Source organism: Sulfoacidibacillus ferrooxidans (assembly GCF_022606465.1).
GTDB lineage: Bacteria > Bacillota > Bacilli > Alicyclobacillales > SLC66 > Sulfoacidibacillus > Sulfoacidibacillus ferrooxidans.
The window spans coordinates 158,957-184,132 of record NZ_JALBUF010000003.1; the positions used below are offsets into that span (position 1 = coordinate 158,957).

The following is a 25,176-nucleotide window of genomic DNA, read 5'->3' on the forward strand; positions in this document are numbered from 1 at the left end:
AAAGCTACTCTGGTTGATATCGAAGGATAGGATTACGCGCAGCTGTCGTCTCATCCAGTCGATTGATCATTGTCGTGTGTGGCGCAAGTTTCACCATATCAGGATCTTCCACCGCTTCTCGCGCTATTTGAATCATAACATCTGCAAATGCGTCTAATGTTTCACGACTCTCTGATTCGGTAGGCTCAATCATGAGCGCTTCTTCCACATTGAGGGGAAAGTATATGGTAGGTGGATGATATCCAAAATCAAGAATCCGTTTTGCAATATCCAGCGTTTTTACACCAGTAGGTTTAAACGATTTCCCTGACAATACAAACTCATGTTTGCACATGCTCTGAAATGGCACATGATAATAGGGAGCTAATCGATGCAATAAATAATTTGCATTGAGAACAGCATCTTGTGATACTCGTCGCAAACCATCCGGTCCCATGGTGCGGATATACGCATAGGCTCGAAGTAAGATACCAAAATTCCCATAAAACCCTTTTACTTTTCCAATACTTTGTGGTCTATTGTAATCTAAATAGAAAGATCCATCATCTGAACGTGCGACCATAGGTTTTGGTAAGAATGGAATTAGATCAGCTTTTACTCCGACCGGACCCGCTCCAGGCCCACCACCGCCATGAGGCGTTGAAAAAGTTTTATGCAAGTTGAGATGAACCACATCAAACCCCATATCACCAGGACGTGCATATCCTAAAATTGCATTGGCATTTGCCCCATCATAGTACAAAAGCCCACCCGCATCATGTACGATTTCAGCAATTTCTATAATCTGCTCTTCAAATAAACCTAGAGTACTTGGATTCGTCAACATTAAAGCAGCTGTATCCGAGCCTACTACTGCTCGCAGTGCATCAAGGTCGACTCCACCACGTGCATTAGAGCGAACCGTAATCGTTGTGAAACCAGCAGCCACAGCGCTCGCAGGATTTGTGCCATGTGCAGAATCAGGAACAATCACTTTGGTGCGCTTTTCTTTTCGCTGTTCGTGATACGCACGAATCATCATCAGGCCGGTCCATTCACCTGCTGCACCTGCAGCTGGTTGTAAACTCACAGCATCCATGCCAGTAATTTCTGCCAGGAATGTTTGAAGTGAAAAAAGCACCTCAAGCGAACCTTGCACTGTATCTACAGGTTGATAGGGATGAATATCTGCAAATCCGGTGAGACGCGCAACAGCTTCATTGCGCTTTGGATTATATTTCATTGTGCATGACCCAAGTGGATAAAATCCTGAATCTACTCCATGATTGCGCGTTGACAATCCAGTATAGTGCCGAATCAGATCCACCTCAGATAGTTCGGGCAACAAGGGCGTTTCTGTGCGTAGAAATTCTTTTGGTAATTCGTCTGTCAGATCGACCTCAGGTACATCTAGAGCAGGTAAACTATACGCCGCTCGGCCCGGTTTACTGAGTTCAAAAATAATTGGGTAATCTACTGTTTGCCTACTCATCGGATCTCCTCCAAACGCTTAGCTACATGCTCTAGCTGCTCACGACTCACAACTTCAGTGATAGCAACTACATAGTGATCTTGTAGTTCAGGATAAGCATCAGCTAGCGGATAACCAAGAAAAATGTGTTCATCTGCTAGTTGTCGCCAAATACGCGCACCATCTGCTACTTTAATCACGAACTCATGAAAAAAGGGGCCCTTAAACGCTATACTTACACCAGCTTGTTTAAACAATTTTGCTGCAAAATGTGCTTTTGCAAAACATTGAGAAGCAACCTCATTTAATCCCTTGGGGCCCATATAGGACAAATATACTGAAGCTGCGAGTGCATTTAACGCTTGATTAGAGCAAATATTGGACGAGGCTTTCTCTCTACGAATATGCTGTTCACGCGCTTGTAAAGTGAGAACAAATCCTCTTCTCCCATCGTGATCTTTGGTTTGTCCAACAATTCTACCTGGCAACCTACGCGTAAGTGCCGACGTAGCAGCCATCACCCCAAGATAAGGACCCCCAAACTGCAATGAATTACCAAGTGGTTGTCCTTCTGCAATAGCGATATCAGCACCCAGTTTTCCTGGAGACTCAAGTAATCCTAGTGAGATAGGGTTTGCACTAACAACGAAGAGCGCACCATGTGCGTGTGCAAGTTCAGCCATTGCACGCACATTCTCAATTCCACCAAAAAAATTAGGGTATTGAATAATAACCGCTGCGATCTCATCAGAGAGTTCAATCTCTAGCCTTTGCATGTCAATCTGCCCATCTATCATGGGTATTTCTTGATACACAATATGTTGTCCGGATACATATGTTTGAAGCACCTGACGATACTCTGGATGAACTGTACGAGAAACGAGTATTTTTGATCTGCGCGTATGCGCACATGCAACCACTGCTGCCTCACCTAGTGAGGTAGGACCATCATATAGAGATGCGTTCGATACATCTAGCCCCATTAAATTGGCAACGAGTGATTGATATTCAAAAATAGCTTGCAGCATACCTTGACTAATTTCAGGTTGGTATGGAGTATACGCAGTATAAAACTCCGATCGTCCGATCACGGCATCAATCACGCTTGGAATATAGTGACGATAGGCACCTGCACCAATCAAAGAGATGGCATGTCCAAGCTCGACATTCTTACCAGCCAGTCTCCTCAATTCTTGCATAAGTTCCCACTCACTCGCAGCAGCTGGTAGTTCCAGATCACGTTTTAACTTGACTAATGGTGGAATATCACTAAAAAGATCATCTATGCCCTTCATCCCAAGTTCACGCAACATATATTCGCGATCGTCATTCGTATTTGGAATATAACTAAAAGAATTCACTGACTCGCCCCCATATTTTTATGACCGTATGACTTGAGTTACTTCTGTCTGCGATAAAATGGCGTTTTGACAATTGTGGCGCGAGTTTGTTTACCCCGAATATCAATCACAATGTCTTGACCGATCTCCGTATACCCCTTGTCTAGTAAAGCAAGACCAATGCTTTTATGCAAAGTTGGACTGAGTGTACCGCTTGTAACGAATCCTATCTTTTTTCCATCTACCATGACTTCGTGTCCTGCACGGGCAATACCGCGATCAAGTAATTCAAATCCCACCACTTTGCGGGAAATTCCATGCTCTTTTTGTCGCGTTAAAGCAGTTGAACCGTGAAACTCACCCTTTTGCAATTTAACAAACATCCCAATTCCTGCTTCAAGAGGCGTAATATCTGCAGTCAATTCATGCCCGTATAGTGGCAACCGCGCCTCTAAACGCAATGTATCTCGTGCACCTAAACCGCACGGTACAATTCCTTCAGGTTCTCCGGCTTCCATGAGTGCAAGAAACATGTGGGCAGCATCTGACGCATTCAAGTAGATTTCATAGCCATCTTCACCGGTATACCCAGTGCGCGCAACAAGGCAAGAAATACCTGCAATCATCACGTTCGAACGGCAATAATAGTAAGGAATCTGTTCCACTGTTTCATCTGTAAGTTTTTGTAAAATACGAACAGAGAATGGACCTTGAAGCGCTAGTTGAGCCATTTGTGAAGAGCGATTGACAATGTTTGCTCCACAGGAATGAGACATGAACCACTCTTCATCTTTTTCTATGTTGCTCGCATTGACAACGACCAAATAATCAGCATCCGCTAATCGATAAATCAGGACATCATCCACCGTTCCCCCATCGTCATAACAAATGGGTGTATACAACGCTTGTAAAATTTCTAATCGACTGACATCGTTAGTTGAAATAGTTTGCAAAAATTCTAATGCATGAGGTCCAGACACTTCAAATTCGCCCATATGGGACACATCAAATAACCCTGCCCTTGTGCGAACCGCCTCATGTTCAGCCATAATACCACTAAATTGCACAGGCATTTCCCAGCCACCAAAATCGATAGTCTTTGCTCCAAATTGAGCATAGAGGTCAAATAGCGGAGTCCGCTTTAGCACGTGTATTCACTCCTTATACGATCATCTCAATCATGTACAATTTCATTTTTAATCACTAAGCACAACAAAAAAAGACACCAAAACAAATGTCGGTATCTTCCCTGTCCATTTACCTGAGAGTTCGTGAGATGTATAGAAAAAACATCACCATTTCCCCGTGGGTGGCATATAGCACTCTCCAGAGTTGCGTCGCATCGCAGTACTTATACCTGAGAGATTCACAAAGTAAAACCGCATGTTACTTGTTTGCTCCTTCGGCGGCAGAACAATCGTCTGCACTCTCCTACGATGGTCATTCGCTTATGCAATTTTCCTTTAAAGTATACAGTGAATACACCGATATTACCACCCTCAAATCTTCTGACCTTTGCGTGTTCTACGTAAAGTTGGACATACTAGCAACAATGCATCTCATTTCGTCTGAGAGAGGGGCACAATACATGTATCAGTATCACGAGCAACTGGATTTGCGAAAACAGCTAGCGAAGTGTGGCGATATGCCAGCAGGAAAATGGTCTATGTTCCAATTGGCCTATGAGGCGGAAAAACAGTTTTTATCATCCTCTTTTGAAGACTTTATCTGCTTAGATGCCATTCCTAATCTGGTTCCATTTCCTCATCAAATTGCAAGTGCCAAGCGCGTAGTCAATGAATTGCATGGTCGAGCACTACTCGCAGATGAAGTTGGTCTTGGAAAAACAATAGAAGCCGGATTGATTTTAAAAGAGTATTTAATGAGAGGACTTATAAAAAAAGCGCTCATTTTAGTTCCAGCCTCACTGGTTTTGCAATGGACGAGAGAACTCAATGAAAAATTCGCTATTCCTGCTTTTGCACAACGCAATGAATGGTCATGGACCACGTATGACATCCTTGTTGCTTCTATCGATACCACAAAAAGAGATCCACATCGCAGTGCTGTTTTAACACAAGATTACGATATAGTCATTGTCGATGAAGCACATAAGCTAAAAAATAGTAAAACGCGCAACTGGCAATTAATTAATCAACTAAGAAAAAAATATTTACTGCTTGTCACTGCTACCCCTATTCAAAATGATATGCGTGAACTATTTAATTTGATCAATTTGTTACGCCCTGGACAATTAGGCAATGCTACAAGTTTTCGTTCGACACACGTTCATTCAAAGCGAAATCCCAAAAACCCACAGGCACTACGTACTGCCGTAGGCGAAGTCATGGTTAGAAATCGTCGCGAAGCAGGTGATGTTTTATTTACGGAACGTTTTGTAGAAGTAGTTCCGATCACCTTATCAAAAGAAGAACAAATGCTTTATAACGCAGTTACAGAATTTATCAAAGATGCGTATACAAAACGCAAAGAAGCAAAGCGAAGTGTCCTCTCGCTAATCACATTGCAGCGAGAAATATGCAGTAGTTCTTATGCAGCACTCGGAACGTTAGAAACAATGCAAAAAGATAAACGCAATTCTGAAGGCGACCGAATTTCACTTATGGAAATCTATCATCTTGCTGAGTCAGTACCTACTTATACAAAAGTTAATCGAGTGATTGATCTAGTAAAAAAAATTGATGACAAGGTCATCATTTTTACCGAATATCGGGCTACACAAGATTTTCTCCTTTATATGCTACAACAATCCGGCATCAAAGGTGTGCTCTTTCGCGGAGGTTATAAACGGGGGAAAAAAGATTGGATGAAGGATCTATTTGAACATCGCGCACAAGTTCTTATTGCTACCGAGGCTGGCGGAGAAGGAATAAACCTACAATTTTGCAATCAAGTCATCAACTTTGATCTTCCATGGAACCCCATGCGTATCGAACAGCGCATCGGTCGTGTGCATCGACTTGGACAAACGCGTCCCGTCTATATTCATAACTTTTCCACCATCAATACCATTGAAGAGCATATCGTACATTTACTGCAAGATAAAATACGCATGTTTGAAATGGTTATCGGTAAACTAGACATTATCTTAGGCACAAAAGCATTTGAAGAAGATCTCATGAAAACATTTATGGAAAGCTCAGATGAATCAGAAATTAGAGCTAGACTCTCTGCTATCTCTCACCGTGTACAGAGATCTGACGACGATCAACTTGTCAATATATAACTTCACTTTTGATGAACATGACCATACGACTAGGGGGCCATCCATATATGCCATCAACGCTCTACGAGTATTGTGAACGATATTTTAAAACAGTGGGAGCAACCATATTACCTAGTGATGAGAATGCACTTTGTGTTGAAATTACGCGTGATGTTGACAAAGAACTTACAGATCGCCCATTTTATTGGATGTGGGTTGAAGCAATGAACGAAAATCCACCAAATACCGTTCTTTATTTACAATTTAAAGAAGACATGCAACCACAGGAAATTCCTAAAGACGCAAAACCTGAATTAATCACGCCAGGATGTTATCGACTGATGAGGATCTATGCAAGTGCTAAGACGCGTGGTGCATTTGCAGCTGCATATGAGAATCAATCTCTTCTCTCCCCTTATGCAATTTTCATTGTCAGAGTTTCATTTGTGTCTGACCGTCGAATCGACTTTTTAGAGTCATACGCTATTGATTTAACAACCTTACAGGTATATGGAGACGTAATCACACGTTTAAATGAGCGCAACTTACTGGATGAACGGCCACTACACGCACAAATTCTACCTGTTCCATTAGACATGGATCAATTATTTTCGCTTTTATTACAATGTGTTCGCCTTGACGTACAGGATCGCGATCATACATGGGCTACAGAAGCGCATGATCGTCTGCAAGATGAACTACAAAAATTAGATCAGTACTATAACTCCTTGTCCTCTAGGACAAGTACAAAAGATCCATCCATGAATCTTGAAGGTGAGGGAGAAGGTGAAAGTGATCTGTCGATACAGGCTGAAAGAGAATTACGTCGCGCAGAACTCATATGGCGTACTGAACCAAAAATTGAAGTTCGTCCACAACAAATGGCACTTGCATATCTAGCATCACCACCTGTCTAACACTTTTCATAGACAAAGTGCAGACATAGTACATGGTTACCATCTGATAGATGGTGCATGGTAACAGTCATTTTTAGATCATCTGATTGTGATCAAAAGCTACCGATTACCATCGCACCTGATACAAATATTCAAAATGATCCACATACCTTCATAACACTTAACAAGAGATAGCTTGCTTACTAAACTTAAACATCAAGAATTTCTGCATTCGCAATACGATAGTCACTACCATCTAAATACCCTACCTGCGACCCACCAATCACGCGACTCTTTAACGGATCCACAAAATTCACCATATCCTGTGGCATACGGTCATACAAATTAGGTGGTGCAAAGTTACTGGTATAGAGCGTAGGCAATTTAGCTGAGAATCTCTGATTAACAATCCGAAATAACTTTTCTAATGTAAACTCATTGGGACGTTCTTGCCCAATCTCATCTAGAGCTAGTACAGGTACCGTAGAAAACATTTCTAGAGCTGGTTCAATGTCTTTTCCTTCACCAATCATACTTCTCAGACGATCAAAAAGAGCATCAACACGAACGAATATTGCCGGTATTTTTCTATCATCTAATCGATTTAAAATAGCGTGCAAAAGATGCGTCTTACCAACACCAGCAGGTCCGAAAATATAAAGTCCACTCATATTGTCACCTGGACGAAATTGATTAGCAAATGTTTGTGCTGCTGCGAAAAGATTGGGTTTTCTCATCCTCTGTGATTTAGGAAAATTAGCAAAGGTTAGTTGTAAATCATACGGAGTGCGTTCTGAATAAGTCTGATAACGCGCCGCACGAGATAATGCCAAATAATCCTTAAAAGGTTCACAATATCCCGTTTGCGCTACAATTTGTTCATTATATACATCAAGATGATATTGCATCCCTTTTGCATCACCTATTTTGCCACAATGATCGTATCCATTACAGCCATTGCAGATCTTATCTTGCGCAATGAGATCTAACAGTAATGGTTTTGAACGAGTAATTGCATCATCTGAGACATGAAGTTCTTGTAAAGCAGGAATCAATTTACGTAACTCATTTGGGTTGTGATGATCTTGTACCTTTACTGCACCCTTAGGTAATAAACCACCCAAACGTTCTAAACTCATACCAAGGCCTCCGTAAACATTCGTTGTCGACGTTTAGCCACCAACTCTGATTCAGCGGACACAAAGCTGCGAGTTTGTTCGACATACGTTTGATGCCATAATAAAAAGATGACAATCGCCCAAATTTTACGAGCATGATCACGTGTGCCTTGACGATGTTCCTCAAGTAGATGAAGAATATAATGTTTATCAAACAGATCATCAAGCGTACTGGAACCGATGAGATCGCGAGCAAATTGATAATGCTCATCTTTTAACCATTTGCGAGTAGGTACTGGAAATCCTAATTTTTTACGTTCAGTCACTTCTTTTGGTAGTAATTTCCGAACGGCTTCACGCATAACATGCTTAGTTGTGCCATTCGCTAAACGATATGCCATTGGAATCTGGGACGCAAACTCAAAAACTTGTTTATCAAGAAAAGGAACCCTTAGCTCCACACTATTAGCCATCGTCATTTTATCAGCTTTCATGAGAATATCCCCTGGCAACCAAGTATGCAAATCCAAATATTGCATTTTAGTCACGTCATCAGCATCTTTTACTTGGCTATAATATTGACCAGTGATATCCATTGGACGTCGATAATGATATTCATCCGGATTAAATTTCACAAATTTTTTCTTTTCAGCTTCTGAAAATAGAAAAGCATTACCAAAAAATCTTTCCTCAACTGTTCGAGAGCCCCGCATCAAAAAGCTTCTTCCTTTCATTCCTTCAGGTAAAATTTGCGCAACACCTGAAAGACTTTGGCGAATACTAGGTGGGACATACTCAAACATACGCAAGGAAAGGGGCTCTCTATAAATTGTATATCCACCAAAAATCTCATCAGCGCCTTCACCAGACAGCACTACTGTCACATGCTCGCTAGCTAGCTCAGAAACAAAATACAAGGCAATAGCGGACGGATCTGCTACAGGCTCGTCCTGATGATATACAAGGCGTGGAAGTTCCTCCAAATATCTCTTTGCTGTAATTACAGTATCACGATGCACAGTTCCTAATACTCGTGCGGTTTCGCGCGCATACTGAATCTCACTTAATCCACCAGCACCTTCAAACCCAACAGTAAAAGTTTGTACATCTTCTAATTCCTTTAATAAAGCGACAATTGCACTCGAATCCACACCAGAAGATAAAAAAGCACCACGTGGCACATCGCTATTCATGTGTACACGTACGGATTCCCGCAGTTGTTCTAAAATCCCGTCAACATAATATGAAATAGGTTGATCAATTGGAGAAAATTTTAATTGATAATAGCGTTTAACAATCGTCTCATTACCACGTGCAATTAGATAATGCGCTGGTGGTAACTTGTGAATCCCTTCAAACATAGTCATTGGCTCAGGGACATACTGAAATGTTAGATAATTCCAAAATGCTTCTCTGTCAATGATACGTGACACATCTGGAATTCTAAGCAGACTTTTAATCTCTGATGCAAACGCCAAAAACCCATCTTGCTGCGTATAGTATAAAGGTTTAATTCCAAATGGATCTCGCGCCATAAAAAGTTGTTGCTTCTCTCCATCCCAAATACCAAACGAAAACATACCACGCAATTTAGTTACACAATCCACACCATATTGCTCATATAAATGAACAATGACTTCTGTATCAGTCTCCGTTTTAAAAGTGTGTCCAAGATCAATAAGTTCATCACGTAATGTTTTATAATTATAAATTTCGCCATTAAAAACGATCCACTTTGTATCATCTTCGTTAGTTAAAGGCTGATGTCCACCTTTCAGATCGATAATGGCTAACCGCCTAAACCCTAAGCCTGCAACTCCATCGAAATAATAACCATCATCATCTGGACCACGATGAACGATCTCACCATTCATCGCATGCACAATTTGTGGATCACATATCTTTCCTTGCCGATCCATATATCCTACAATTCCACACACGTTATAACATCCTCCTACCTATTTACGGAAAAATCATCTCTTTATATCATTTTCTAAGTAGTATCCCACAATGTAGCTTGCAGCCATTTCTAAATTCTGCGAGTCAACCGTGAGATCTGCAAAATCATATTTTCCTTTTCTATTTTCATAAAGTTCTTTAATAGTAGATTCAAAGTTTTCGCCTTGCAATAAAGGTCGAGTTATATCTTTTTTAAGCCGTTGTACAATAACATCCAAAGTAGCATGAACATGCACAACAAACGAATGTTCAGATAGATATTTAGAAGATTCCTCTCGCAAGACAGCCCCTCCGCCAGTTGCTAGAACGGCGTAAGAAGAACCCGGGCCACTACTTAATGCGACAATAGCTGCTGCCTCTACATCGCGAAAATACAACTCACCTTTTTGTGAGAATATCTGTGAAATAGACATTTTTTCTTGACATGCAATAAAATAATCTAGATCCCAAACAAGTAACCCATAACGCAATGACAGTAATCGGCCTAGTGAAGATTTGCCAGCACCAGTAAAACCAATCAAAGATATCATAGCAAACCTCCTTCTACGCAATTCTATGTTAACACAATTTACTCCTTGATCATATCTTCACTACGGCATGGACGACCAAGATAAAACCGAATGTGTTACTGTATTTACATTCGCTGTAATGCTTGAAGTAGCGCCATCAGCAGTGATGCCTTGTGTTTGTATTTCAACCACCGGGCCTTGTGAGCTTCCAATAATAGTGGCACTATAATCTCCCCCGTAACCAGGAACTGATTGGAGCATAGTCGATCCGCCTGAAAAAAGGACTGCCATTTCAGACTCCATTCCCGCATGAGCTAAATTATATGCTGCCAAAATATCTTCGCGCGCTGATTGTCTTTGCATAACTCCGATACTCATCATAAGTATCGAGGATGAGATGACCATCAGTACACCAAAAATTAAGAGTACAAACGGCAGAGCTAGCCCTGCACTTGACTCCTGATTAATTGATGTGTCCAAGCGCAAATACAAGAGAATATTTTGTATTAAGCGTTGGACTATCTTGCCCATAATAGACATTGACTACAACCCCAGTCTTTGGAAGAATTTGATAATTGACATTTTCTACATTTGTAGATACGATGGCTGTTCCGTTGCCGTTGACACTGCGATAGATCATCAGAGAAGGCGATAATTGATAGTCCATGACTTGTCCTTGTTCAGATATACTGATGATCGAATTATCATAAGAATAAGAAGATGCACAGTGCATATCGTTAGCCATTGCATGATACATGACCCAACTATCGTCTAATTCAAAACCTTTAGTAGTCATCTGATCACTAAAACGTAAACAACTAATATACACCGCGAGGCTAGAAGTTAAAATTAAACTTGTAATAGCTACACTAAATATCGTTTCAAGCAAACCAAATCCATCTGTTACCTTTAAATGGAATGCATGATTCACATACTTCAATATATCATGTCGTGAAATCTGGCATTTGATTATTTCTCTGTGTATCCTCTTCATGATGTGGCCGCGTCTGTCTCAGCTGTCAGTAATTGATTGTGATTGTCTACTTCATAGGAAATAACAACAATGATGGTAAATAAATGATCACTAGAAGATTCTACAGTTGTATGCAAGGAATAGGAAATGCCATTAACCAAAGCCATACTTTGCTCAATCACTGGCTCTCCTAAAGATACATAACGGGAATCCATTTCTAGTTGGCTTTGGCATAAATACATGGCTTGTGATCTAGATTCAGTCATAGCAAATTCCAAAAGAGCTGTTTGTATACTGCTGAATGTTGTTAGAATTGCCATACCTAAGATCCATAAAGCTACAACTACTTCGCCTAAAGTCATACATCGGCTACCCCTCACTCATGTATATTAGCCATCTTAGGTACCCATCAACATGTGAGACGTAAGTCTCATATCTCCGTATTGCAAATACAAAACGATATTTTGTATTTGACCGAATGGATCGACAAGTCCTATTTGCCCACTCTCACTCACATTCCCATAATCATCATAACGAACGGTAGGATATTGAAGATGTAAATATCCATCATAATAAGTAGTTGGCCAAGCAAATGACTTGTAAGCCTCATAGCCGGTCCCGTTTCCATAAAGAAAATAATAGGTGTTAAAAGGTGCAAAACGCACTTCTTGATATAGTTGCACTTGCTCCGCTTTCATCTGCTGTGATCGTAGATCTGAAACAATTTGTAATGCTGTTTGTTGCAATTGGGCACCATCAAGTAAACCAATAAAATCAGGTAGCGCAATGGCGATAATAATTGCCCAGATCACTAAAGCAATTAAAACTTCTATTAAAGAAAATCCATCTTCATTGACCAAACCAATACCTCCAGGAAATGGATAACTTAAGAATGGTTATGATCCCTCTTCATCAAGAACTGCCTTACATCTACTTCGTTATGGTGTTGTCGAACAAGTAACAGTTGCAGTCGTTCCATCAGGAGAAATCGTAATTATAAAGTTACCACCAGTTGGACAAGTAGGAATTGAATCTAAATATCCCGCTGTTTTTAAATCTGCTAGATCACCTTGCACTGTAGTCTCTGTTGGATACACATGATAATTCAAATAATATTGTGTGAGTGCTGCGCTTATCATTTTTTCATCACTTTGAGTGGCTAATTGTGTTGCATTTACACCTGCAGCCTCTAAGTTTGGTAATGCAACAGCCATCATCACACCTGCAATAAATAATGCAATCACCATTTCAATTAACGTAAATCCATCATCATTGTATAGCCGACCTTTACAATCTTTGGCGTGCTTAGTAATTCCATTCACAATTAATCCCCCTTATGATAGTTGTTTCACCATAGCAAGCATAGGTAACATTAAAAACAAAGTTGCCCCCCCAACGACTAGTCCTAATCCAATCGTCAGACTTGGTTCAATAATGCGAAGTGAGCGCTCCATTTTACGATCGATCATACGCTCTAAATGTATATATAGTCGTGTAGATGTTTGTTCTAAATTGCCTGTTGTTTCTGCCAAAGCAATCATTTCACATACTAATGATGGTAAATATGGAACGATAGAAAGCGCAACTGAAAATGTTTTTCCTTCCTTTAGACTACTGATCACTTGATGCCAATATAATGCCATATGCCCTGCATCAATCTCTTCTAGAACATGCAACGAAGATAACAAGTCAATACCTGCCGATAATAAAAACGACAATATTTCCATCGTTTCTCTACCTTTCCAAACTTGAATAATTGAACGCGACAGAGAATAAAAGAGCAGGATATGTAACACTGATTTTGATATTCGCTTCCAAAAAACAAGGAAGAATACACCACTAATTACGAGAAACGAAATTAGAACAGGAACCCCAATCACCATCGCATGTGATAACTCAAAAATATACATGGTACTAGGTGTTAACATAAGATGCATCGACCGATACATCTGTTCAAAACTTGGCATAACCATAGCCGCCAGTATATACAGTACTCCAATGGAAAGGAGCAACACCAACGTGGGATATGACAACATCTTAAAAAACTTTTCTCTTCGCATTCTCTGTTTAGAAAGTAGCTCTGATACTCGTTGAAGGACAATGTCAAGTTCACCTGTCAACTCTGCTATATGAACAAATCGAACGATATGTTTAGGAAACTGTACAGCAGTAAATGCATTTGATAAGGAAGAACCACTTCGTAAATGCTCTCTTAATTCCCGCGCAACTACTTTGTGAAGTCCACTCTGCTCAGATAAGACACCTAATGCAAAATCAACATCAATTCCTGCACGCAACAGATCACTCAAATCGATGAGAAAATTCTCGGTATTTAGTTTCGTGCGCACCCGGCTCTGCAACAGACATTCCTCCAGATTTGCGATTCAGTTCTGACGCCACAGATGGCGCAGTAGGTTTAAATTTGTATCCTGACACATGTCGTTCGATGGCATCTGATGTTAAAAAGGAAAATTCAGCTCTCCGACCACTTAGCCCTATTCCATGACAATAATCGCACCCTTGCCCTTGACAATCTGGACAGACAATGGGTAATAGGGTTTGCCAAATAACTAATTTTAATGATTGTCTTACATAGTCCGAAGAAATCCCTAATTCAAGAAGACGATATATTACTTGTAATCCATGATCAGCATGCATCGTACTAAGTAGTAGATGACCTGTTAACCCTGCACGAACTGCAATTTGTGCAGTCAATTCATCGCGAATTTCCCCTACCATAAGAACGTCTGGATCCTGTCTAACAGCCGCACGCAAACCTTCTGCAAAAGTTAATCCTATACGTTCATCTACTTCTACTTGCTGATAATCTTGGATTCTACGTTCAACTGGATCCTCAATCGTTAGAATCGAATCCCCTAAACGTGCTCTTTCTGCTAAAATCGCATGAACTGTTGTACTTTTCCCAGCCCCAACACGACCAGAGACAATAATCATGCCCCCAACTCCATTCGTGACTTCCTGTAATTGAGAAATCTGAATATTCGTCATGCCCAGTGAGAAAAAAGTTGTGTAAGAAGAAGTAACTGGAATGAGCCTGATCACTACACGTTCCCCATGAACAGTAGGTATCGTTGCAACACGTAAGTCGCAACCACCATAATCACCTTCAATATATAAATGACCATCTTGTGGTCTACGCGTCTCTGCTAAAGACAACTTTGCTAACACCTTTAAACGAATAATCGCTTGACGATTGATCAACTTATCAAATGAAGAGATAAGATCAATATCTATCAATCGCCCGTGAATTCGTAAACGTACTAACACTTGATCACCGCGTGGATCAAAATGAATATCTGACGCCTGCAACTCCACAGCTAACGCAATTAACTTAGCGACGAGATCCTCCGTAGTCATACCGCAACCCTCCAACACTTGTATAAAGAGTACGTTCGCAACGAAGAAGAGAAACCCTGTTAGCAAAACTACCAATTTGATAAAACATTGAATATAAACGCGCATAAAAAAACTTTGCACAAAAAACATGCAAAGTTTCATTGATAAGTGACTGATATATTTCAATCATAACTATACATCTATAACAACTTCCACACGTTCATAATAAGGAGCTGCATGAGAACTATCATCAATATAGTATCGAAATGCACTACACTGTAGTTGGCCAGCCAGTGGGTACGCGATCATATGAACCATATTTTCGTATCCATACGCTCCATCAAGATCTATAGAAGAAGGTATGTCACTACCTTCTGGATGACTATGAATGGTGCCGATGACCCTTTTTCCTGAATAATGAATGCGGATAATCGATCTCACGGTATCAGAGGCGCGAGCTATATACCTATTTTGCGAAGGCATTGCAGCTTCCAACGGGAGAAAAGATTCGACTAAAAACTTCCCGTATTCTTGCTTGCCAATCAATAATCCGCCACTCTCAAAGGGCAATCGTTGTGTCACATGCGCTTTAATTTGTGCTAACACAGCGGCATCGAGACTTACTTGTGGTCTGCTCTCGAAACTGCTGCGATGGCCTTCGCGCTCCACGCTATGACCTCCTCTGTAACGTTCATTTCCTTCATTTCATCAAGTGTAAACCATCCGATGGCATCCGATTCCTCGTTGCGTCGAATCTCTTCCCTTCCAATTGGACGAGCAAAAAAAATAAGATCAATATGTTGATGTCCAGGCTCAATATCCTCTAATTGAATACCTGCTGGTCGCGCTAATGCATGCGAAAATCCAGAAGGCTCATATTCAGCCAATATTTCTACATGTATGCCTGTTTCTTCAAGGACTTCTCGCACTGCTGCGACTTCAGGTAACTCTGGGTGATCAATATGGCCACCGGGTGGTAACCACCTTTGCAATTTATGATGAAACAGGAGAAGCACTCGTTCCTCTACAACAACAATTCCCGTTGCAACAAAGTCCCTTGTCACACCTTCGTTACCCTTATACAAGAAGTTTCCCCCTATTCAACAAAATCAAATTCCATATCTCCCACTCGAATCAGATCGCCATCTTTTGCTCCATTTGCACGCAAAGCTGCATCCACCCCAGAACGGCGCAAGATTGTTTGAAATCGTTTAACAGCATCATATTGATCAAAATTCGTCATTGTAACTAATTTATCCAATTCTTCACTTTCAACTACAAAAACAGCATCATCTCGAGTGACATTGAATACAAGTCGTGGAGCACGGGAGCGATATACAACTTCATCTACATCAGGTGAGATATTCGCTTCTTGTGCACGGTGTAATTGATCTAATAAGTCTCCAATCCGTTGCATAAGTTCATCAATGCCATCCCTACTTACTGCTGAAATCGGATAAATTTCCACATCCTTAACCTCTAAGCGAAATTGATCTAAGTTTTTCTGAGCGTTAGGTAAATCCATCTTGTTTGCAACGACCAATTGCTTGCGCGCTGCTAACTGTGCGTTATATTGAACTAATTCTTTACGTATTGTGTGATAATCAGCGATTGGATCTCGATCTTCAGTAGCAGCCATATCAATTACATGAACAAGCAACAAGGTCCTTTCAATATGCCGCAAAAACTCATGACCAAGTCCTTGTCCTTCATGAGCACCTTCAATTAAACCTGGTAAATCAGCTAAAACAAATGAACGCTCATCTCCTAGTGAAACAACTCCAAGATGCGGAGACAACGTAGTAAAATGGTAGGACGCAATCTTCGGACGTGCTGCGCTTACCACAGAAAGCAACGTTGATTTTCCAACACTAGGGAATCCAACAAGCCCTGCGTCAGCCAATAATTTCAACTCTAAAATCACATCTTTTACCTCACCTGGTTCACCGCGTTCAGCCATATCCGGTGCCTTGTTTTTGGAGTTCGCAAAACGGACATTTCCACGACCACCACGACCACCTTTAGCTATCACAGCTTGCTGACCTATATCCGTCAAATCAGCAATCAAATCATTTGTTATAGCATCACGCACAACTGTACCAGGTGGAACTTTAACATATAAATCTGGTGCATTAGATCCATGTTGATTTTTAGGACGACCATTTTCACCAGGTTTAGCACGAAAGTGTCTCTGATATCGGAAATCCATCAATGTTCGAAGTCCGGGTTCAACGATAAAAATAACTGCCCCACCATGCCCTCCATCCCCACCTGCAGGACCACCCATTGGGACATATTTTTCTCGCCGATAGGCAACCATACCATTGCCTCCATCACCGGCTTTAACCTCAACTTTAGCTACATCAACAAACACAGTTTCACCATCTTTCTATAACTGCTCATATCAGTCAACTTCATCATGCAAAAAACTACTTTTATCACAAAATAGAAACAAAAACCCAGTCGCAACGAGGCAACTGGGTCGTCTTTTACAGCCTGCTTGTATCTAACTTATGCATTAACCGTTTCGACCACAGACTCTGTTACAACAGGATAAACACTCACGCGCTTGCGATCGCGTCCCCAACGTTCAAATTTCACGCGACCTGTAACTTTAGCAAATAATGTATCATCACTACCAAGACCAACATTCACTCCTGGATAGATACGGGTACCACGTTGACGCACTAAGATACTACCACCTGAAACCACTTGACCATCTGCACGTTTTACACCAAGACGCTGTGAATTACTATCTCGGCCGTTGCGTGTTGATGAAACACCCTTTTTATGAGCAAATAATTGAAGATTAAATTGCAACATTTTTTATCCTCCTTAACCCTTACATACTACGCATTCACAAGTTCTACCGTCATGTAACGACCATATTCATTGGCAATTCCTCGTAATCCAACGGACAAACTTTGCGCTAATAGTTGAACTTTCATCTCATCCGTAACAACTACATCATAATATCCATCTCGAATGTCATGTTCTAAATCGACGTGACATAATTGTTCGATACTATTGAAAAAGTTAATTGTAAGTGCCGAGACAGCAGCACAAACGATATCACGACCATATTTAGCAGACCCTGCATGACCAGTTACCAAAAAACGCTGAATATTTCCCTCTTCACTTTGGAAAATACGCACTACAATCATCCTGTTTACGCTTGAATCGCTGTCACTTTAACTTTTGTAAATGGTTGACGATGTCCTTGTTTGCGACGATAATTCTTTTTAGATTTGTATTTATAAACAATGATTTTTTTAGCTTTACCATGATCTAGTACAGTCACTGTTACAGTTGCTCCCGCCACAAATGGGGATCCCACTTTAACTTCGCCATCTGATTCAAGTAAAAAAACCTTGTCCAAAGTCACTGTTTCACCAACAGCATGGTCTAACTTTTCTACATATAACGTCATACCTTCTGAAACCTTAAACTGCTTACCACCTGTTTCAACAATCGCGTACATAAACGCGCACCTCCACCTATGAGACTCGCTGCTACAGGCATGGAATGAATTCCACTTTACATTGGCCTGGTGACATGCGGTTATAAACCAAAACACGTACTACCACGTAAGAATAACATAAACCGACTCATGAAAGCAATTCAACTATAGGTTCTCGCCACAAACCCTGTTCAAATACCGCTGATAAAATTTGCTCTTCATTTAATGATTTGGGGAATAAACCATATCTCTCCCCACGCACAGAGTCATCTCGTATATAAATAATGTGATAGGTGCCTGGTGCAAAAGATACGGCAATATCGCCAATTGCCATATCTGGGTGTACAACAAGCGCTCTTAAAGGTTCCGCATTTCTCTTTTTTGATCTGCGTTTTGCGTCAAGAAAACGAAGAGTATCGTACCTAGAGTGTTTACTGAGTGTAAAAGCCGAAAATAATAAAAATACACCCAGTGCTAATAATCCTAAATCTGCATACCCAAGACCTAGGGAGAGTAACCCAAGAAACATCAGACCAGCAGCTAGGTAATAAGACATTTTTGTCACCAACCTTGTTGACCTTTCGTAGCCATACTGTGAAGAAAGTGTTGCACGCGCAATTCTCCCACCGTCAAGAGGCAACCCAGGCAATAAGTTAAATAGTGCAATGGTTAAGTTCATTGTCACAAAATTCATTGTGTCTACTCGTGTTACATGATCTGTCATTTGCAACATAATACCTACTATACACAACAATAAATTTACTAATGGTCCTGAAATCGCAATAATCGTTTCGTGCTTAACATTCCATCCCAGTTCATTGGAAGCCAATCGAGCCACACCGCCAAAAGGTAATAATTCAATGGACTCCACTTGGTAGCCATAGGCACTAGCTGCGACGACGTGTCCTATTTCATGCAACAAAACAATCGTAAATAGTAAGGCAATTTGAGTAAAATAATGGCCGTATACCGCAATCGCGATGACGGCCAAAAATAGTGGATGTACTTTTACTTTTATCCCCCATACAGTCATTTTGCTTCACCAAATAATACCGAAGGATTGCGATAAGTATTTCCACGGATATATCCAAAAACAAGATCTTTTTGATTCTTTGGTAAATAACCAATTCCTTGTCCAGCCACAACATATTCGTGTGTATGCACACTAATTTGTCCTAAATGAGCATAAAAAGTCTCCCCAAATGATCCATGATCAATCATCACATACCTACCATTTGCCTGACTTTCACCGACAGATGTCACCAAACCATCTGTTGCAGCAACCACTTCTGCACCAGGACGGCCCTCAATCAATAAATCAGGTGAAACCAGCGAATATGAGCGAATGACTTTCCCTTTCATAGGAAATACAGCCTGTACAGATGATACATTGACCGGAACCGTCTGCGGCACAGTAGATTGCATACTTGAACCCAGATCATATGACAACTGCTTTGGTAAAAGTGCCGTCAAATAATCATTAGCAAACGCAGATCTTATATCACCTTGCAATTCGATAGCAAGTGGTTTTGTGCTATGAAACACAAAAAATGAGGCACCAACCAAAAATAGTGCAGCTATCACTTGCACAGTGAACGCAGAGGAGACTCGTTCATTTTGCTCTAGTAGAGACGCTCTACGAGCTGGCGGTTTAGTATACCTTGATTCATTTCGCGAGATGGTATCTCGTGTATAAGGTTTAGAATGAAAGGAAGTTGGTTGCTGATCAAGAGAGACTGGTGTCGATTCATTGCTAAATTTTGTGGATGTCCTTATTTCTTCAGGAGGTACGGAATCGTTTGACCACTGTGCACCACTCCATGAGCGAGGAGACCCGTAAAGATCGTCATCCGTGCCTGTAGAATACTCAGGGCGAACATCTTGTCGTTGTATTACATGGTTTTTTTTATCGCGAAAAAACAAAAGACCCCACCTCCCACCATGACGATGAACGAAACAACTCGTCCATCTATCTGTATGTGAGAAAAGGGGTCAGTATTCCGTATTAACGCAATCCTATTAGCTTACGCATGCGTTTAAAAAACCCATCATCTTCTTGTAAGTTTAAAAGTGGAACTGAGTCCCCAAGTATTCTTCGCGCTATATTGCGATAAGCTAAAGATGCTTTGCAATCAGGATTTATAACTATGGGCTCTCCTTGATTAGCTCCTTTAATCACACGCTCATCATCAGGAACAATACCAAGCAAATCAATGGATAGGATTCCAATAATATCATCAATATCCAACATATCGCCGTTTTTAACCATATGTGGGCGAATACGATTAATAATGAGTTTTGCAGGTGGTAGTTTTTCCGCTTCTAGTAATCCGATGACACGATCTGCATCACGAACCGCAGCCTGTTCAGGGGTTGTTACCACAATCGCTTGATCAGCACCTGTAATTGCCACGCGAAATCCATGTTCTATCCCTGCTGGACAGTCAATCACAATATAATCAAATTGAGATTTAAGTTTGCGAATAATCATCTGCATACTATCAATACTTAGTGCGAGTTTATCTTTTGTTTGAGCAGCAGCCAGTAAAAATAAATGTTCAAATCGTTTATCTTTAATCAGTGCCTGTTCTACCCGACAAGCTCCCGTTGCTACGTCTACAATGTCAAAAATAATGCGATTTTCAAGTCCCATCACAACATCGAGATTGCGTAGTCCAATATCTGTATCTACTAAGCACACTTTTTTACCCAATAGTGCCAGCGCAGTACCAATATTGGCGGAGGAAGTCGTCTTTCCGACACCACCCTTGCCGGAAGTGACTACAATCGCTTCTCCCATGCCATTGCCCCCTTATATCACAGCGCGTGATCCATGCCTGCGCTGACGATGATACGTAAAGACCGCCATTTTTTCTACCGCCATTTGCTCTCCATCTAAGTATGCAAACTCCATCTCAGCAGGTCGGTCATACGTCTCTGGCGATCTGCGAACAACCTCTGCAATTCGCACTTGTAGAGGTTCAAAATAGGCAGCCGCCACAACAGCTTGTACATCTCCCTGTGCACCGGCATGTGCAGAGCCTCGCAAATGACCCATGATGAATATATCACCTGTAGCAACAATTTGCGCACCTGGATTAACATCTCCAATGATAATCACATCACCGTCATGTTCTATTAACTGACCTGAACGCAAAGTCCCCTTAAAGACATAGGACACCTTTTCAGTCATTTCTCGAGTAGGTGGGGGACCCTCAAACCCATCCAACACTAAATTTTCATGCGTAGCAAACACAGCACGCAATAGATCTTTTTGTTCTTGAGAAAGTTCCCGTGTACCACAATCAATATACACATTGACAACCGCACCAGAAAGCAAATGCTGATGAGTACCTGTAAGCTTTTGTTTTAATTCTTCTAAAACATCCGCATAAACCGCATCGTCGGCAAGTACAAACAGCAAACCACTACGAATTCCTTTGATTGTCACAAGTTGTTCACGCGATGCAACGAAAGGAACTGACTTCGCCGACTCTGTCATGACCGGCCTCCTATTGCTAAAGGTTCCAAAAAGTTAATTTCAACGTAAGGGTATCATTTTCCTGCCCGATTGAGCAAAGAAATCATCAAACATCTTACGAGCTATGGGTCCAGATGAGTCAGAACCGTGCCCACCACCCGGAATGACTACTGCTATTGCTATTTTTGGATGTTGAAAAGGTGCATAACCAATAAAAACGGAGTTATCAAAACCCACAACTCCTGTTTCTGCAGTTCCCGTTTTACCTGCAGCAAGATATGTCGCTGCGTTTTTCCCGTGAAAAGTATGATACGCCGTGCCAATTTTATCATTACAAGTAAGATACATACCCCATTGCACCTCAGCCATATCAGATGGCCGAACACCTAATTGAAACACATCTAAACTGCGTTTACTTTGTGGGTGAATGTTTTTTCCATCTACAGATTGCACTACATAAGGTGCGTTTTTCACACCATTATTAGCAAGCGTTGATGCATATACAGCAAGTTCAAGTGGAGTAAACACCTCATTTTGCCCTATAGCAGTATAAGGCAAATCAGTAACCTGGCCAGCTCTATCGTTTACATAACCTAATTCTTCATCTGGAAGATCGATTCCAGTACTCGTTCCCAAACCAAATGCATGTTGTAATGCCTCCAGTTTATGTAACGTCTGCAAACGAGTCCGATGTAACCATAAGGGAATGTCATGATCAGAAGTCGGTGGCCAGTGTCCATAATCAAGACTTGTCTGATAAAAATACACATCACAAGACTCCGCTAGTGCAGTTGCAAGTGATACCTTTCCATGGTGCGTCCAACATCTTATCACTTTGCCATGCGTTTCAGGAATTTTTAATCCGCCATCACAATCAATCAAACGCTGTGGAGTGATCGCATGTTGAGTTAGAGCAAATAATGCTGTCAGTGGCTTCATTGTAGATCCAGGTGCAATAGCCGCTTGTGTAGCCCAATTGCGTTCAGCAGGAGCAAATTGTTTGGTATAGACCTGATAAGAAATACCATTTACAAACCAACTCGGGTTATAGGTTGGAGCGCTTGCAAGTGCAAGAATGGCACCCGTACTTGGATCAATGGCTACTGCCATCGCATGTGTTACATCCTTATGCCCATGTATTTGTAAATAGTGCACTTGTGAAGCCAAAATCCGTTGCACATCTGCTTGATAAGCTGAGTCAATCGTTAGTGTAAGATTCGAACCGCGCACCGGCATCCGCGACTCAGGTAGCGTACGTACTGGCACGCCTTCGCTATTCACTTCAACGCAAATTTTCCCTGGCTGTCCGCGCAATCTTTTATCATAACTTAACTCTATTCCGCTCCACCCAACTTTAGCTGATGGAGGAAACCCATCATGTTGCACGTACTGATTCTGCTTATTCCCCGGAATTGAATTAATGTATCCTATAATGTGACAAGCCAAATCTGCTTGTGGGTACTCTCTTATAGAATCCGGTATCAGCCTTATCCCAGGTAACTCAGATAAATGTTCCACGACAAACGCAACAGCCCTACTTGAAATATGCGTGGCAAGTAATGTATGGACACTTCCTGAATCATATCCTACCATTCGCGATATGAGTGCCTGTACTGGCACACCTATCATAGGAGCAAGCTTTGTAGCGACAGGTAGTACATCGCGACCGCTACGAGCATAGATCAGGCTAAATGCAGGTTTATCATATACGAGCACACGATGCTGACTATCATACACCGTTCCACGCGGCGCAGGTGTAGGAAATGTGTCTACACGATTTCGTGTAGACAATGCTACATACTGATCGTGACCAGTCAATTCCATGCTGCCAAGTTTCAAAAGCAAAATGGCAAGACTACATGCCGTGCCTAACTGAAGTAAACCAAACCTCTTGGCACGTTTAAACAGCTTTTCATCATCCATATGCGTTCCTCTATGCTAGATTGCCCGAATCCTCACCCAGATTCATCACATTGCGCAAACTAAGATAAAGACATAATAGAGAAATCACACACTAGCAGAGTCAGACTGATACTTCGCTCTCGGTTTCACAAGAAATGCACGCCGATACAAGCGATACAACAGAACAGTTATGACCATGGTCATGAGAGCAGAACGCGAAGAATCACGTAAAATCAAGTGAAGACTTATGGGCGCCGCATCAAACAAACGACTGACGCCATAGATAATCCACGCAGACAATTCAGCACTCACACCACTTAAAAGCACAGCTAATAACATACTTTCTCTCATCACAAGACTTCGGAAATAGCCACTTAAATATCCTACTAACGCATAAGCAAATGCTGTTTGTCCAAGAAATGGTCCAAAACTTAAATCTTGAATCAACCCAATGAGAATGCCAAATGCCATTCCCATGCGTGATCCACGTAATATCCCAACCATAACAACCCCAAATACAACCAGATTAGGCGCAAATGAAGAGATCCCCGGAACGCGAAATACGGTTGATTCTAGAATCAAACTCACAAATAGCGTGAGAAAAAATAAAAAGCTCTTCACTGCAACACCTGCCCTGGTTGCGGCGCAATCACAAATACGTAATCGAGCGCATTCAAATTAGCTGCTGGTTTTACTACTGCAGAACGTGTAATGCCTGTACCGTCAGATTCAAATTGAGTAATATTACCAATCACAATGCCCTTAGGGTATATATCGCTAAGACCAGAAGTCACTACTTGATTTCCAACCTTAAGACCACTTGCGAGTTGTGAAATAAACTGCATCGTTAAAAAACCGACATGTGCTCTTGAACCCTGAATGACACCATAAGCAGGAGATCCAGGGATAACAATTGCCGCAGATACTCCATCAGAAGTTGTACTCGATGTTATCAGTTCCACCGTACTACTATACTCTGCCACAGCTACAACTCGACCAATAAGTTGGCCGCTTTGATTGATCACTGGATAGTTGCGTGAAACACCTGCTTTTTCCCCTACCGAGATGGTCAATTCATCATTCCAAGAAATCGGACTACGTGCAGTAACATCCCCTGCAATCAATTGAAATTGTGGAGACTTCCCTTTATATTGAAGCATTTGCTTTAAAATTTGGTTTTGTTGTTTCTCAAGATACACTTCAGTTCGCAATCCCTGATCCTGATTAACAAGAGTTTGTAACTGTGCATTTTCCTCATAAAGTGCCTGCAAATCACGAAGATGGCTAAAAAAGGTGTCCACTTGAAATACAGGTTCATACACCCACCCGCTCACAACTGACTCGGTATCATGAATCCACTTTTCTGGTAAAGCAAGTTGTGTACTCCTAGAACGCAACGAGACACCTGCAACGACGACAAGCAAGATGATTAGCGCTAACAAACCAAATAAGCGCCCACCCGAAAAAAACTTTCCCACAACCGCCTCTCCCCTCGCCTCTTGTAC

28 protein-coding genes and 1 riboswitch are annotated in these 25,176 nt (G+C 41.3%); of the genes, 2 read left to right on the top strand and 26 right to left on the bottom strand.

The annotated features are described in order from the left end of the window. Positions 1 to 4 precede the first annotated feature (4 nt). From gcvPB to gcvT, 3 genes are read right to left on the bottom strand one after another with little or no spacing between them, the layout of a single operon-like run. Entirely contained in the window at positions 5 to 1,471 is a 1,467-nt protein-coding gene (gcvPB, locus tag MM817_RS07065) for an aminomethyl-transferring glycine dehydrogenase subunit GcvPB (RefSeq protein WP_241713054.1), read from the bottom strand. Then, on the bottom strand, positions 1,468 to 2,811 hold the full coding sequence (gene gcvPA / locus MM817_RS07070; RefSeq protein WP_336605155.1) for an aminomethyl-transferring glycine dehydrogenase subunit GcvPA: 1,344 nt from the start codon (positions 2,809 to 2,811) through the stop codon (positions 1,468 to 1,470). Before gcvPA ends, gcvPB begins: the two co-directional genes overlap by 4 nt. 38 nt (positions 2,812 to 2,849) lie before the next feature. Further along, positions 2,850 to 3,944, bottom strand: coding sequence for a glycine cleavage system aminomethyltransferase GcvT (gcvT, locus tag MM817_RS07075; RefSeq protein ID WP_241713320.1), 1,095 nt, complete (start codon positions 3,942 to 3,944; stop codon positions 2,850 to 2,852). A gap of 181 nt (positions 3,945 to 4,125) precedes the next feature. Further along, positions 4,126 to 4,234, bottom strand: a riboswitch (glycine riboswitch). A gap of 144 nt (positions 4,235 to 4,378) precedes the next feature. Between gcvT and MM817_RS07080 the strand changes: the two genes are divergently transcribed. Further along, positions 4,379 to 6,037 (top strand): DEAD/DEAH box helicase, encoded by a 1,659-nt coding sequence (locus tag MM817_RS07080; protein ID WP_241713055.1) that lies wholly within the window; start codon positions 4,379 to 4,381, stop codon positions 6,035 to 6,037. 47 nt (positions 6,038 to 6,084) lie between these two features. Then, positions 6,085 to 6,933: a YqhG family protein gene (locus MM817_RS07085; RefSeq protein WP_241713057.1), complete on the top strand. Its 849-nt coding sequence runs from the start codon at positions 6,085 to 6,087 to the stop codon at positions 6,931 to 6,933. 188 nt (positions 6,934 to 7,121) lie between these two features. On the opposite strand, the gene zapE is transcribed toward MM817_RS07085, so the two are convergent. The 23 genes from zapE to mreC form a co-directional block, all read right to left on the bottom strand. Further along, the gene (gene zapE, locus MM817_RS07090) at positions 7,122 to 8,051 is read right to left on the bottom strand and encodes an AFG1/ZapE family ATPase (RefSeq protein WP_241713059.1); all 930 of its coding nucleotides are present in this window, start codon (positions 8,049 to 8,051) and stop codon (positions 7,122 to 7,124) included. Beyond that, positions 8,048 to 9,970, bottom strand: coding sequence for an asparagine synthase (glutamine-hydrolyzing) (gene asnB, locus MM817_RS07095; RefSeq protein WP_241713061.1), 1,923 nt, complete (start codon positions 9,968 to 9,970; stop codon positions 8,048 to 8,050). Before asnB ends, zapE begins: the two co-directional genes overlap by 4 nt. 33 nt (positions 9,971 to 10,003) lie before the next feature. After that, entirely contained in the window at positions 10,004 to 10,519 is a 516-nt protein-coding gene (locus tag MM817_RS07100) for a shikimate kinase (RefSeq protein ID WP_241713062.1), read from the bottom strand. Between the two features lie 60 nt (positions 10,520 to 10,579). Beyond that, positions 10,580 to 10,861, bottom strand: a complete 282-nt coding sequence (locus tag MM817_RS07105; protein ID WP_241713064.1) for a hypothetical protein — start codon at positions 10,859 to 10,861, stop codon at positions 10,580 to 10,582. Positions 10,862 to 10,961: 100 nt separating this feature from the next. Then, the gene (locus MM817_RS07110) at positions 10,962 to 11,429 is read right to left on the bottom strand and encodes a hypothetical protein (RefSeq protein WP_241713066.1); all 468 of its coding nucleotides are present in this window, start codon (positions 11,427 to 11,429) and stop codon (positions 10,962 to 10,964) included. A 59-nt stretch (positions 11,430 to 11,488) separates the two neighbouring features. Continuing rightward, positions 11,489 to 11,833, bottom strand: coding sequence for a type IV pilus modification PilV family protein (locus MM817_RS07115; protein ID WP_241713069.1), 345 nt, complete (start codon positions 11,831 to 11,833; stop codon positions 11,489 to 11,491). A 36-nt stretch (positions 11,834 to 11,869) separates the two neighbouring features. After that, complete coding sequence (locus MM817_RS07120; protein ID WP_241713071.1) at positions 11,870 to 12,331, bottom strand: prepilin-type N-terminal cleavage/methylation domain-containing protein; 462 nt, start codon at positions 12,329 to 12,331, stop codon at positions 11,870 to 11,872. Positions 12,332 to 12,409: 78 nt separating this feature from the next. Then, entirely contained in the window at positions 12,410 to 12,793 is a 384-nt protein-coding gene (locus MM817_RS07125; RefSeq protein WP_241713073.1) for a competence type IV pilus major pilin ComGC, read from the bottom strand. 12 nt (positions 12,794 to 12,805) lie between these two features. After that, a complete protein-coding gene (locus MM817_RS07130) occupies positions 12,806 to 13,831 on the bottom strand; it encodes a type II secretion system F family protein (RefSeq protein WP_241713075.1) in 1,026 nt (341 codons plus the stop codon). After that, positions 13,773 to 14,849: a GspE/PulE family protein gene (locus MM817_RS07135; RefSeq protein WP_241713078.1), complete on the bottom strand. Its 1,077-nt coding sequence runs from the start codon at positions 14,847 to 14,849 to the stop codon at positions 13,773 to 13,775. The genes MM817_RS07130 and MM817_RS07135 overlap by 59 nt, the downstream gene beginning before the upstream one ends. A gap of 171 nt (positions 14,850 to 15,020) precedes the next feature. Further along, entirely contained in the window at positions 15,021 to 15,497 is a 477-nt protein-coding gene (locus tag MM817_RS07140) for a M67 family metallopeptidase (RefSeq protein WP_241713084.1), read from the bottom strand. Next, complete coding sequence (locus MM817_RS07145) at positions 15,449 to 15,913, bottom strand: NUDIX hydrolase (RefSeq protein ID WP_241713086.1); 465 nt, start codon at positions 15,911 to 15,913, stop codon at positions 15,449 to 15,451. Before MM817_RS07145 ends, MM817_RS07140 begins: the two co-directional genes overlap by 49 nt. 11 nt (positions 15,914 to 15,924) lie before the next feature. Next, complete coding sequence (gene obgE, locus MM817_RS07150; RefSeq protein ID WP_241713088.1) at positions 15,925 to 17,202, bottom strand: GTPase ObgE; 1,278 nt, start codon at positions 17,200 to 17,202, stop codon at positions 15,925 to 15,927. A gap of 137 nt (positions 17,203 to 17,339) precedes the next feature. Next, on the bottom strand, positions 17,340 to 17,651 hold the full coding sequence (gene rpmA, locus MM817_RS07155) for a 50S ribosomal protein L27 (protein WP_241713090.1): 312 nt from the start codon (positions 17,649 to 17,651) through the stop codon (positions 17,340 to 17,342). Positions 17,652 to 17,677: 26 nt separating this feature from the next. Then, complete coding sequence (locus MM817_RS07160) at positions 17,678 to 17,983, bottom strand: ribosomal-processing cysteine protease Prp (RefSeq protein WP_241713092.1); 306 nt, start codon at positions 17,981 to 17,983, stop codon at positions 17,678 to 17,680. Between the two features lie 14 nt (positions 17,984 to 17,997). Then, positions 17,998 to 18,309, bottom strand: coding sequence for a 50S ribosomal protein L21 (gene rplU, locus MM817_RS07165; protein ID WP_241713094.1), 312 nt, complete (start codon positions 18,307 to 18,309; stop codon positions 17,998 to 18,000). Between the two features lie 127 nt (positions 18,310 to 18,436). Beyond that, positions 18,437 to 19,321: a M50 family metallopeptidase gene (locus tag MM817_RS07170; RefSeq protein WP_241713095.1), complete on the bottom strand. Its 885-nt coding sequence runs from the start codon at positions 19,319 to 19,321 to the stop codon at positions 18,437 to 18,439. Continuing rightward, positions 19,318 to 20,211, bottom strand: a complete 894-nt coding sequence (locus MM817_RS07175; RefSeq protein ID WP_241713097.1) for a M23 family metallopeptidase — start codon at positions 20,209 to 20,211, stop codon at positions 19,318 to 19,320. Before MM817_RS07175 ends, MM817_RS07170 begins: the two co-directional genes overlap by 4 nt. Positions 20,212 to 20,293: 82 nt before the next feature. Beyond that, entirely contained in the window at positions 20,294 to 21,088 is a 795-nt protein-coding gene (gene minD, locus MM817_RS07180; RefSeq protein ID WP_241713099.1) for a septum site-determining protein MinD, read from the bottom strand. Positions 21,089 to 21,100: 12 nt separating this feature from the next. Further along, complete coding sequence (gene minC, locus MM817_RS07185; protein WP_241713101.1) at positions 21,101 to 21,790, bottom strand: septum site-determining protein MinC; 690 nt, start codon at positions 21,788 to 21,790, stop codon at positions 21,101 to 21,103. Between the two features lie 39 nt (positions 21,791 to 21,829). Further along, a complete protein-coding gene (locus MM817_RS07190; RefSeq protein ID WP_241713102.1) occupies positions 21,830 to 23,692 on the bottom strand; it encodes a peptidoglycan D,D-transpeptidase FtsI family protein in 1,863 nt (620 codons plus the stop codon). Positions 23,693 to 23,776: 84 nt separating this feature from the next. After that, positions 23,777 to 24,292 carry a rod shape-determining protein MreD gene (mreD, locus tag MM817_RS07195; RefSeq protein ID WP_241713104.1) on the bottom strand — a complete coding sequence of 172 codons (516 nt, stop codon included), beginning with the start codon at positions 24,290 to 24,292 and terminating at the stop codon, positions 23,777 to 23,779. Further along, positions 24,289 to 25,149 (bottom strand): rod shape-determining protein MreC, encoded by an 861-nt coding sequence (mreC, locus tag MM817_RS07200; RefSeq protein ID WP_241713106.1) that lies wholly within the window; start codon positions 25,147 to 25,149, stop codon positions 24,289 to 24,291. The genes mreD and mreC overlap by 4 nt, the downstream gene beginning before the upstream one ends. Between the last annotated feature and the right edge of the window lie 27 nt (positions 25,150 to 25,176).

Excerpts from the sequence above, each read along its gene's own strand:
- gcvPB (WP_241713054.1), bottom strand. The coding sequence starts at position 1,471 with ATGAGTAGGCAAACAGTAGATTACCCAATTATTTTTGAACTCAGTAAA.
- MM817_RS07080 (WP_241713055.1), top strand. The coding sequence starts at position 4,379 with ATGTATCAGTATCACGAGCAACTGGATTTGCGAAAACAGCTAGCGAAG.
- MM817_RS07085 (WP_241713057.1), top strand. The coding sequence starts at position 6,085 with ATGCCATCAACGCTCTACGAGTATTGTGAACGATATTTTAAAACAGTG.
- zapE (WP_241713059.1), bottom strand. The coding sequence starts at position 8,051 with ATGAGTTTAGAACGTTTGGGTGGTTTATTACCTAAGGGTGCAGTAAAG.
- MM817_RS07100 (WP_241713062.1), bottom strand. The coding sequence starts at position 10,519 with ATGATATCTTTGATTGGTTTTACTGGTGCTGGCAAATCTTCACTAGGC.
- MM817_RS07105 (WP_241713064.1), bottom strand. The coding sequence starts at position 10,861 with ATGCAAAGACAATCAGCGCGCGAAGATATTTTGGCAGCATATAATTTA.
- MM817_RS07115 (WP_241713069.1), bottom strand. The coding sequence starts at position 11,833 with ATGACTTTAGGCGAAGTAGTTGTAGCTTTATGGATCTTAGGTATGGCA.
- MM817_RS07135 (WP_241713078.1), bottom strand. The coding sequence starts at position 14,849 with ATGACTACGGAGGATCTCGTCGCTAAGTTAATTGCGTTAGCTGTGGAG.
- rpmA (WP_241713090.1), bottom strand. The coding sequence starts at position 17,651 with ATGTTGCAATTTAATCTTCAATTATTTGCTCATAAAAAGGGTGTTTCA.
- rplU (WP_241713094.1), bottom strand. The coding sequence starts at position 18,309 with ATGTACGCGATTGTTGAAACAGGTGGTAAGCAGTTTAAGGTTTCAGAA.
- MM817_RS07170 (WP_241713095.1), bottom strand. The coding sequence starts at position 19,321 with ATGACTGTATGGGGGATAAAAGTAAAAGTACATCCACTATTTTTGGCC.
- minD (WP_241713099.1), bottom strand. The coding sequence starts at position 21,088 with ATGGGAGAAGCGATTGTAGTCACTTCCGGCAAGGGTGGTGTCGGAAAG.
- minC (WP_241713101.1), bottom strand. The coding sequence starts at position 21,790 with ATGACAGAGTCGGCGAAGTCAGTTCCTTTCGTTGCATCGCGTGAACAA.
- MM817_RS07190 (WP_241713102.1), bottom strand. The coding sequence starts at position 23,692 with ATGGATGATGAAAAGCTGTTTAAACGTGCCAAGAGGTTTGGTTTACTT.